The 7,811-nt window shown below is 69.4% G+C and carries 9 protein-coding genes and 1 pseudogene; 5 read left to right on the forward strand and 5 right to left on the reverse strand.

The window, feature by feature from the left end; translation table 11 throughout:
• Positions 1-325 (reverse strand): hypothetical protein (locus DM816_RS38285; protein ID WP_162908265.1); only part of this gene is annotated, 325 nt, incomplete at its 3' end.
• A 65-nt stretch (positions 326-390) separates the two neighbouring features.
• Here DM816_RS38285 and DM816_RS38290 point away from each other — a divergent pair.
• Positions 391-1,065, forward strand: a complete 675-nt coding sequence (locus DM816_RS38290; protein WP_246002600.1) for a class I SAM-dependent methyltransferase — start codon at positions 391-393, stop codon at positions 1,063-1,065.
• Here DM816_RS38290 and tsaA read toward each other — a convergent pair.
• Together tsaA and DM816_RS38300 are read right to left on the reverse strand one after the other, a co-directional pair.
• Positions 1,031-1,435: a tRNA (N6-threonylcarbamoyladenosine(37)-N6)-methyltransferase TrmO gene (gene tsaA / locus DM816_RS38295; protein ID WP_117215390.1), complete on the reverse strand. Its 405-nt coding sequence runs from the start codon at positions 1,433-1,435 to the stop codon at positions 1,031-1,033. The two genes, DM816_RS38290 and tsaA, sit on opposite strands and share 35 nt — an antisense overlap.
• 246 nt (positions 1,436-1,681) lie before the next feature.
• On the reverse strand, positions 1,682-2,458 hold the full coding sequence (locus DM816_RS38300) for a proprotein convertase P-domain-containing protein (RefSeq protein ID WP_246002602.1): 777 nt from the start codon (positions 2,456-2,458) through the stop codon (positions 1,682-1,684).
• 132 nt (positions 2,459-2,590) lie between these two features.
• Between DM816_RS38300 and DM816_RS38305 the strand changes: the two genes are divergently transcribed.
• Positions 2,591-4,264, forward strand: a complete 1,674-nt coding sequence (locus DM816_RS38305; protein ID WP_162908266.1) for a protein kinase domain-containing protein — start codon at positions 2,591-2,593, stop codon at positions 4,262-4,264.
• Here the strand turns inward: DM816_RS38305 and DM816_RS38310 are convergent.
• Positions 4,238-4,699, reverse strand: a complete 462-nt coding sequence (locus DM816_RS38310) for a peroxiredoxin (protein WP_117215395.1) — start codon at positions 4,697-4,699, stop codon at positions 4,238-4,240. The two genes, DM816_RS38305 and DM816_RS38310, sit on opposite strands and share 27 nt — an antisense overlap.
• Positions 4,700-4,766: 67 nt before the next feature.
• On the opposite strand from DM816_RS38310, the gene DM816_RS38315 reads away from it, so the two are divergent.
• Positions 4,767-5,225, forward strand: coding sequence for a hypothetical protein (locus DM816_RS38315; protein WP_117215393.1), 459 nt, complete (start codon positions 4,767-4,769; stop codon positions 5,223-5,225).
• Between the two features lie 19 nt (positions 5,226-5,244).
• Here DM816_RS38315 and DM816_RS38320 read toward each other — a convergent pair whose 3' ends face one another.
• On the reverse strand, positions 5,245-6,654 hold the full coding sequence (locus tag DM816_RS38320; RefSeq protein ID WP_117215396.1) for an RNB domain-containing ribonuclease: 1,410 nt from the start codon (positions 6,652-6,654) through the stop codon (positions 5,245-5,247).
• Between the two features lie 89 nt (positions 6,655-6,743).
• Here DM816_RS38320 and DM816_RS43245 point away from each other — a divergent pair, with 89 nt between their 5' ends.
• Together DM816_RS43245 and DM816_RS38330 are read left to right on the forward strand one after the other, a co-directional pair.
• Entirely contained in the window at positions 6,744-7,337 is a 594-nt protein-coding gene (locus tag DM816_RS43245) for a hypothetical protein (RefSeq protein WP_162908267.1), read from the forward strand.
• A 165-nt stretch (positions 7,338-7,502) separates the two neighbouring features.
• Positions 7,503-7,811 (forward strand): annotated as a pseudogene (locus DM816_RS38330) (ATP-dependent DNA ligase); the annotation flags it as partial.

Below are 7,811 nucleotides of genomic sequence, written 5' to 3' on the forward strand. Positions count from 1 at the left end.
CGGCCGCGGCCGCACCGGAAACCGCCGCGGCCCAGACGGTCGCCATGCTGCCGCCGCCGCCCGGCAAGCGGTCCAGGGGCAGGGTCGCGGCGGGTGTCGGCGCGGGAGCCGTTGCGCTGGCGGCGATCGCCGCGCTTGTCATGGCCAACCTGTCGGGGACGCCGTTGGACACGCCCATGATTCCTTCGGGTCCGGTCGTGACGCCCAGCGTGGAAATTTCGCCAGTACAGCAGACACGGCGTCCCACGGGGCCGACGCGCAGCCCGGCACCGAGCGTCGTCAACTCGCCCACATCAGCGCGCACGAGCCCGACCCCGAGCCCCACGACGGCGACGAGTTCGCCCGCGCCCGCCCCTACCCCAACCGTTACGCCGCAGGCATCATCGGATGGTGACGAGCCCGCGACTGCTCGATGACGAGGCGCTGGAACAATCCTCCGTCGTCGCCAACAACGCCATGAACCGCGACCGCAACCTCGACGGGGTCAACAGCTACCGCAAGGATCTCGGGTTCGATCCGCTTTCCTGTCTCACGGGCGAGGGGCAGTCGTGGTTGGACATTTGCTGCGGCTCGGGGCGTGCGCTGATCCAGGCGGCACGGGCTCATCCGCACCTGCGGCTGACCGGCGTGGATCTGGTGGACTTCTTCGACCCGACGGGCGCGGGCCTGCCGGGGCTCACGCTCACCGCCGCCTCGATCGTGGGCTGGCGGCCCGATCACGCCTTCGATCTCATCACGTGCGTGCACGGCCTGCACTACGTCGGCGACAAGCTCGGCGTGGTGGCCCGTGCCCTGCGATGGCTGAAGCCGGACGGGTTCTTCGCGGCACACCTCGACCTGTCGAACCTCAAACTCGTCGACGGCGGCCGCATGCCCGCGCTCAAAGGCCTGCGCTACGACTCCCACCGCCGGCTCGTGACCCGTCGGGGGCCGCTCGAAATGCACCTCGGGCTCGAATACGTGGGCGCCGACGACACGTGCGGGCCGAACTTCACCGGGCAGCCTGCGGTGGATTCGTACTATCGCCCGGTCAGCGCTCCTCGACGGCGCCGAGGACCGGCTTGACATCTATCACCGGGGTGCCATGCAGCGCCTCCAGCCGATCGACCCGCACCCGGGTCCCGTCCACCGCGAGAATCCGCACCTGGTGAAGGCCCACCGGATTGGGCCTATCGGCTGAGCGCGTCGTGAACACCCCCGCCAGCGGCCGGCTCAGGTCACCGCGCGGATGCACCCGCAGCACCGACCGGTCGGCGCGGTCCAGCCACGTCAACAACAGCACCTCGTCGCCCACGCGCAGCCCGTCGAGCGCACCGGCGGCCGCCGGCTCGAACGCGATCCACGCTTCGGGCGCGCCCTCGTCGCCCTGCTTGGGCGCGTCTTCCCGGCGCTGCAAAGTGGACTCGACCACGCCCACGGGTCGTACCTCGAACATGCGCCCCACGATAGGCGAAAGCAGCACTCGACCAGCCGTTGGAGCCGGATGTGCCGGTCTTCGCCAGGCCCGCAGCAGTCCGCGATGGGCGTCGCACACGATGAGCGAGCCGTCGCGCCGGTCGACCGCTATGCCCAGCGGCCGGCCGCCGGTGTTGGCCAGCTTTGCGGGACCCGATCGGCCGAAAAGCCCGCAGGCCCATCCTCGCCGCCCGCGATCACCCGGCCGGCCGTGTCGACGCATCGGTCATGAGAACTCAATGGTCCATTTGTCGACGTATCCGACGCTGCCCTCGGCGTTGACGTCGCGCACCCGCAGCCGCCACGTGCCGTTGCACGGCTGCGACGACGCGTCGACCGTGTATGTCTTGTTGAGGTCGGTGCCTGGCTCACCCACGGGAAGCGAGAATTTCGCGCCCGTCGGCCCGATCAGGTCGATCGCCAGATCGCCGCGCGCCTTGTGCTTGATGTGCACCGACACCAGCAGGTTGGTCGGCGCGTTGCCGGGCTTGCCGAACACGGTGATCATCGAGTTGGCCTCGCCCGCGCCATCGGGAATCATCACATCATCCGAACTTTGCCACATGCCGGAGTTCGGCTGCCCGGCCGGCGGAGGCACGGGACTGATCCTCGGGCGGGGCGACTTGGTCGCGCTCGGCGAGGGCGTCGGCCGCTGGCCGGGGGCCGCCGAGGCCGAGCCGGTGTCCACAGGCGACGGTGTCACCAGCGCCGGCACCATGGGCTCGAACAGGCTGGGCAGGGTCTGCGCCGGTGGCCGCGGCGAGTTGTTGGCCGCCACCAGGATCGTGACCGCGGCGAGCGCGACCACACCGACGCCGAGGATCGGCGTGAGCGCACGCGCGGGAATCCTTGGCTCGACGGACGGTTTCAGCTCGGCCTGTGGGCGGGCCGGCTCCCGCTCGGGCGCGGGCAGCAACGCTCCGCAACCGGGAGACAGACAATAAGAGACATCCGCCGCGTCACCGAGCTCATTGACGTATCCACATGATGGACAGGTCCGCATCGCCACCCCAGACTCTTTTGAGCTGTCCGGAACATAACACCTCGGGCCGACTCGCGTTACCGGGCTCGATGTGCCATCGTGTTGCACTGGCAGCGTCGCTGTATATGGCGGAGAAACTCAGGGGGAGCAACCGTGCAGGGCGGTTTTGTGGTGCCCGGATACACCCTGGTGAGGCGGCTCGACGACTCCGGCGGGCAGGCCACGGTCCATCTTGGACGCAGCCTCGCCCCGCCGCACCACGAGGCGGCCATCAAGATTTATCACTCCACGTTACGGTCCAGGCGCGACCGGCAACGATTCCAGCGTGAGGTCGACGCGATGGAGCGGCTCGCGCCCGACCCGCACATCATCGACCTCTACGACGTGGGCGTGCTCGACAACGGCCAGGCCTATCTGGCCATGCGGCTCTGCCCGGGCGGGTCGCTGGCGAGCCTGATCGCCGAGCGCGGGCCGATGAGCCCCGCGGCCGTCATCAGTTTGGGTGAAACCATGGCCGAGGCGCTGGGCCGCGCCCACCGGCGCGGCGTGCTGCACCGCGATGTCAAGCCGCACAACATCCTGCTGGCCGAGGACGGCTCGCCGGTGCTGGCCGACTTCGGCATCGTTGCGCTGCGGCACGAGATCTCGGCGACGACCGGGCGGTGGACGGCCTCCTATGCGGCGCCCGAGCTGTTTCACGACGAGCCGGCGACCGTCAAGACCGACATCTATGGGCTGGGCGCGACGCTTTACACCATGCTTGCCGGTTATCCCCCGCACCATGAGCCGCACCGCAATCCGAGCCCGGCCGAGCTCGTGTGGCGGAGGTCGTCGAAGCCGGCGCGCCTTGACGGCGTACCGACAAAATTGATGAATGTTTTGCTTCAGGCGTTGGCGCCGAACCCGGATGAGCGCTATGCCACGGCCGACGCCTTCGCCGCGGCGCTGCGCGAGGCGACTCCCGGCCAGAACGAACCGGTGGAGCGGCCCGAGCCGCGACGCCGGATGCGCGTGGTCTACACGCCGACCGTCCAACCAGGACTGCTCGCCGCCGTTCTGGCCGGGCTCGGCTTCACCACATGGTGGGCCACCTCGCTCGCGCCGGCCGGATGGGCCTGGCTGTGGGCGGTGCTGACGCTGCTCGTCGGGGTGTTCATCGGATTCGGCCGGGTGGGCCTGGGCGTCACCGCGTTCGTGGCGAGCATCGGGTTCGGGCTTGCCATCTCGGTGCGCGGATACGACTCGTCGCCGTTCGGGTCGATCGGCTGGATTCTGGCCGCGTTCGCGGTCGGCGCGCTGTTCGGCGTGTGGGGCCGCAGCACGTCGGCGCTGCGGCTGCGCTGGTTCGCGCTGCGGGCACGGCTGGGCACGCGGCGCTGGTTCGGGCAGCCCAGCGTGCGCGGCGAGTTCACCGAGCTGGAGTCGATGCCGGCGGTCCGCTTCCTGCGCCTGGCGTCCGGCACCTGCCACTACGCGGTGACGTGTGGCAACTCCGTGGCGTTGGTGCGGCTGGCCTCCTGGCCCGAGGGCGACTACATCGCGTCCAACGATTCCGTGCGCCGCGACGGCAGCCTGTGGCCACAGGGCGGCGCCGAGCTCGAACGGGCCCGGCGCGGACTGTCCATTGTGGATGGCGTGCCGCGCCGCCGGGTGTTTCTTGCCGTGGACACCGCGGGCAAGGTGATACGCCGCGACCTGCGCGACGACCTGACCATCTGCCACGCGAGCGACCTCGCGCCGGCGATCCGCCAGTGGCTGTCCACCGAGCCGGCCGAGCTCAACCTCGAGCTGCTGAGCCGGCTAACTCAGCTCACGCACCACCTTTAGCGCGCCGTCGATGTGCCCGCCGACGTTGGTCATCGAGTTGAACTCGTGCCGCACGACGCCCTCCCGGTCGATGACAAACGTCACCCGGCCCGGGATGAAGCCCAGGGTCGACGCCACACCGTAGGCCCGGCGCACCCGCCCGCCCGCGTCACTGAGCAGGTGGAACTGCAGGTTGTGCTGGCCGGCGAAGCGCTCGTGCGAGCCGACCGAGTCGGAGCTCACCCCGACAACCTCCGCGCCCGCCTCGGCGAACACCTCGTAACTGTCGCGAAACGCGCACACCTCGGCGGTGCACCCGCGCGTGTTGTCCTTGGGGTAGAAGAACAGCACGACGGCCGACTTGCCGCGAAAATCGCCGAGCCGCACGGTCTGCCCGGAGTGCGATGGCAGTTCGAAGTCCGGTGCCGGGTCACCCACGCGTACCTGCTTTGTCATCAAATCAATGTAAAGGCTTGGCCCCCCATCCTTGAATTCGGTGACCGCGAATGTTAGGCCGATATCCATGAGAATCCATGCCTACCTGATGTCGGCCGCTGCCGTGCTGGGCGCCCTCGTCCCCGCTTCCGCCGCGCACGCCGCCGATGTGCGCTTCCACGCCGATTCCGGCGACAGCTGCCGCTACGGCTCCACCGACGGCGTGCTCAGCTGGAACGCCACGACCATCGTGGTCGGCGTGCGCGGCACGGTCACCGACCGCCCGGCGCCAAGCACCGATCCCACCCTGTGCCGGGACGACGGATACTTCACCATCGCGACGTTCGTGGCCTACGCCGGCAACACCGTCCTCGACCGGCACGCGGCACGCGCCAACAACGCGGTCGTGCCCGTCGAGTTCACGCTGGGCTCCAACGCCGCGATCGCGCGTCTCGACCGGGTCGTCATCCAGGTGTGCCGCAGCCCGATCAACACCCCGCCGCCGGCCTACTGCGGCCGTGCGGTCGAATACCACCGTCCGGTTTAGCAACTATCCAAATTGGACATCACGCCGCGGCGAAGCGGACCTGCCGCTTGACCGGGTCGGCCACGGTCAAGCGGGCGGTGATGCGCGTGCCCGCCTCCACCCGGCCATCGCAGCGGGCGCGCACGGCCGGGTCGTCGAGCGCGATGGTGGCGCGCGACCGGTCCGGCTCGCTGTCGAGCACGACCGCCGGGAACGTCTGCCCCACAAACTGCTCAAGCACGGTCGCCTCGACGAGGTCGATGGCGGCGCGGTCGGCCGTGCCCGCGACCCGGTCGGTGCTCGCCATGACACCCGGCAGCTTGGGCAGCGCCTCGGCCACGGCCTGCGGGACCTCACGGCCCTCGAAAAGGGCCAGGCACACCTCGGTCGCGTAGCGGTCGGCCAGGCGGCGCAGCGGCGCGGTCACATGGGCGTAGGGCGCGGCCACGGCGGCGTGTGCGGGCTCGTCCGGCGCCTCCAGCGAAAAGGCGGTATAACCGGCTCCCCGCAGCAGTTCGGCGGCCTCATCCACAAACGCGGCGGTTTTCGGGGAGGCCGGCCCGAGGGAGGCCAGCACCTGCCCGACGGTTTTGCCGTCCGGCCACGGCACGCCCAGACCGGCGGCGGCGACGCGAAGCTTCTCAATGGCCGCCTCGGGCGGTGCGGGCATCGTGCGCAGCAGGCCGATTTTGCCCTCAAGCATGATTTGCGCCGCCGCGCAGCCGGTCAGGAGCGAGATTTGCGCGTTCCATTCCTCGGCGGGCACGAGCGGGCGCAGCACCAGGCGCCAGCCGTCGCCGTCGCGCTCCACCTCCTGCGCGGGCATGGGCAGGCTCACCGATCCGCGCGCCAATGCGCGCTCCGAAAGGAGCCGGCCAATGCGCGGAAGCAATTCAATCGAGGGCGGCAGTGTGCCCTTATCGGCGTCGGATTGCACGCCCGCGTAATTGAGTTTGGCGCGGCTGCGCACCCGCGCCCGTTCGAGTGAGACGCTCTCGACTTCGCCGTCGCGGGAGAGGTCGATGCTCCACACGACGGCCGCCCGGTCGGAATCGGGCAGGAGGCTCACCGCGCCCTCGCTGAGCACACGCGGATGCAGCGGGATGTTGCCGTCGGGCAGGTAAACGGTCTGGCCACGCAGCCAGGTCTCCTCGTCGAGCGGGCTGCCCGGTGACACGTAACTGAGCACATCCGCGATGGCGTAGTGCACGCGATAGCCGCCGCCCGTGGGGCGTGGCAGCAGGCACACGGCCTGATCCAGGTCGAGTGAGGTCGGGGGGTCGATGGTGACGAACGCGAGGTCGGTGCGATCGCGCTCGGGCAGGCGGACCTGTGCGGCCGCCTGCTCCGCTTGCGCCTGCGCCGCGGGCGGGAACTGACTCGGCAGCTCCAACTCGCGGCGCAGGTCGGCGAAATCTATCGAGGTCGCCTGAATTCGGCGGTGTGCCAGACGGTGTGCCACTGCACATTCCTATCAGCTGACCGCCTTCTGGGTACCCCCTGAAATGTCATCTAGTCGAAGACGTCGCCCGTTTGGCGGTGGATCGCCTGGTCGCCGTCTTCTTCGCGGGTGCCCGCTTGGCCGTCGACTTGCGCGCGGTGGTGGAGTTGCGCGCCGTGGCGGCCTTCTTGGCCGGCGTCGCCTTCTTCGCCGTGGTCTTGCGCGCTGTCGTCTTCTTGGCCGCCGCGGTCGTCTTGGCGGCGCCCGTCGTCTTTTTTGCGGTACGCGACGTGAGCGTCCGTTTGGCGGTGGCCTTCTTGGCGGCGGTCGTCTTCTTGGCGGCCGCGGTGGTCTTCTTGGCTCCCGCCGTCGTCCGCTTGGCCGTGGCCTTCTTGGCGGTGGTCTTCTTGGCTGTGGCCTTCCTGGTCGTGGTCCGCTTCGCGGGCGAGGTCTTCTTCGCCGTGGTGGTCCGCTTCGCGGTTGGTCGGGTACTGGCCTTCTTGGCCACCGTCTTCTTCGCGGCGGTGGTCTTCTTGGCGGCGGTCGTCCGCTTAGCTGCCGCCTTCTTTGCGGGTGCCTTCTTCGCTGCCGCTCGTTTGGCAGAAGCCTTGGCTACGGCCATCGCACGTTCCTCCAATCGGTACGTCCGGCCGGTCACCTTTCCGGCTGGACCGCGAAGCAACGTTCCTTAAGTTGCTCCAGACATCACTGTGCACCGCAATTACACCATTTGCTGGCATTTTCGATAAAAAGTTTAAATTCGCTCCTCTGGGAATGGTGGGTATTGGCCATTTCGGAGGGTGGCCGGAGGCTTGATAGCGCACGTTTTTGTCGGACCTCGGTGTCACGATGGGGGCGTGTTATTCGCAGAGATTGCGGCGTGTTCGGCCGCGGTGACGTCCACCTCCGGGCGCAAAGCCAAGGTGGAGTTGCTCGCGGGCGCGTTGCGCGGGCTCGCCGCGGGCGGTGACGCCGTGCAGGTCGCGGCCGGCTCGGCCTATCTGAGCGGCGAGCTGCGGCAGCGCCAGATCGGCCTGGGCTATGCGGGCCTGCGCGACCTGCCGCCACCGGCCGAGGCGGCCACGCTGACGGTGCGCGACGTCGACACCGCGTTCGAGTCGATGGGCGCGCTGTCCGGGCAGGGGTCGCAGGCGCGGCGGCGCGAG

Source organism: Allorhizocola rhizosphaerae, assembly GCF_003426775.1.
GTDB classification, from domain to species: domain Bacteria; phylum Actinomycetota; class Actinomycetes; order Mycobacteriales; family Micromonosporaceae; genus Allorhizocola; species Allorhizocola rhizosphaerae.

Bases quoted from the DNA above. Each gene is read 5' to 3' on its own strand.
- tsaA (WP_117215390.1), bottom strand. From the start codon at position 1,435: ATGTTCGAGGTACGACCCGTGGGCGTGGTCGAGTCCACTTTGCAGCGC.
- DM816_RS38300 (WP_246002602.1), bottom strand. From the start codon at position 2,458: ATGCGGACCTGTCCATCATGTGGATACGTCAATGAGCTCGGTGACGCG.
- DM816_RS38310 (WP_117215395.1), bottom strand. From the start codon at position 4,699: ATGACAAAGCAGGTACGCGTGGGTGACCCGGCACCGGACTTCGAACTG.
- DM816_RS38315 (WP_117215393.1), top strand. From the start codon at position 4,767: ATGAGAATCCATGCCTACCTGATGTCGGCCGCTGCCGTGCTGGGCGCC.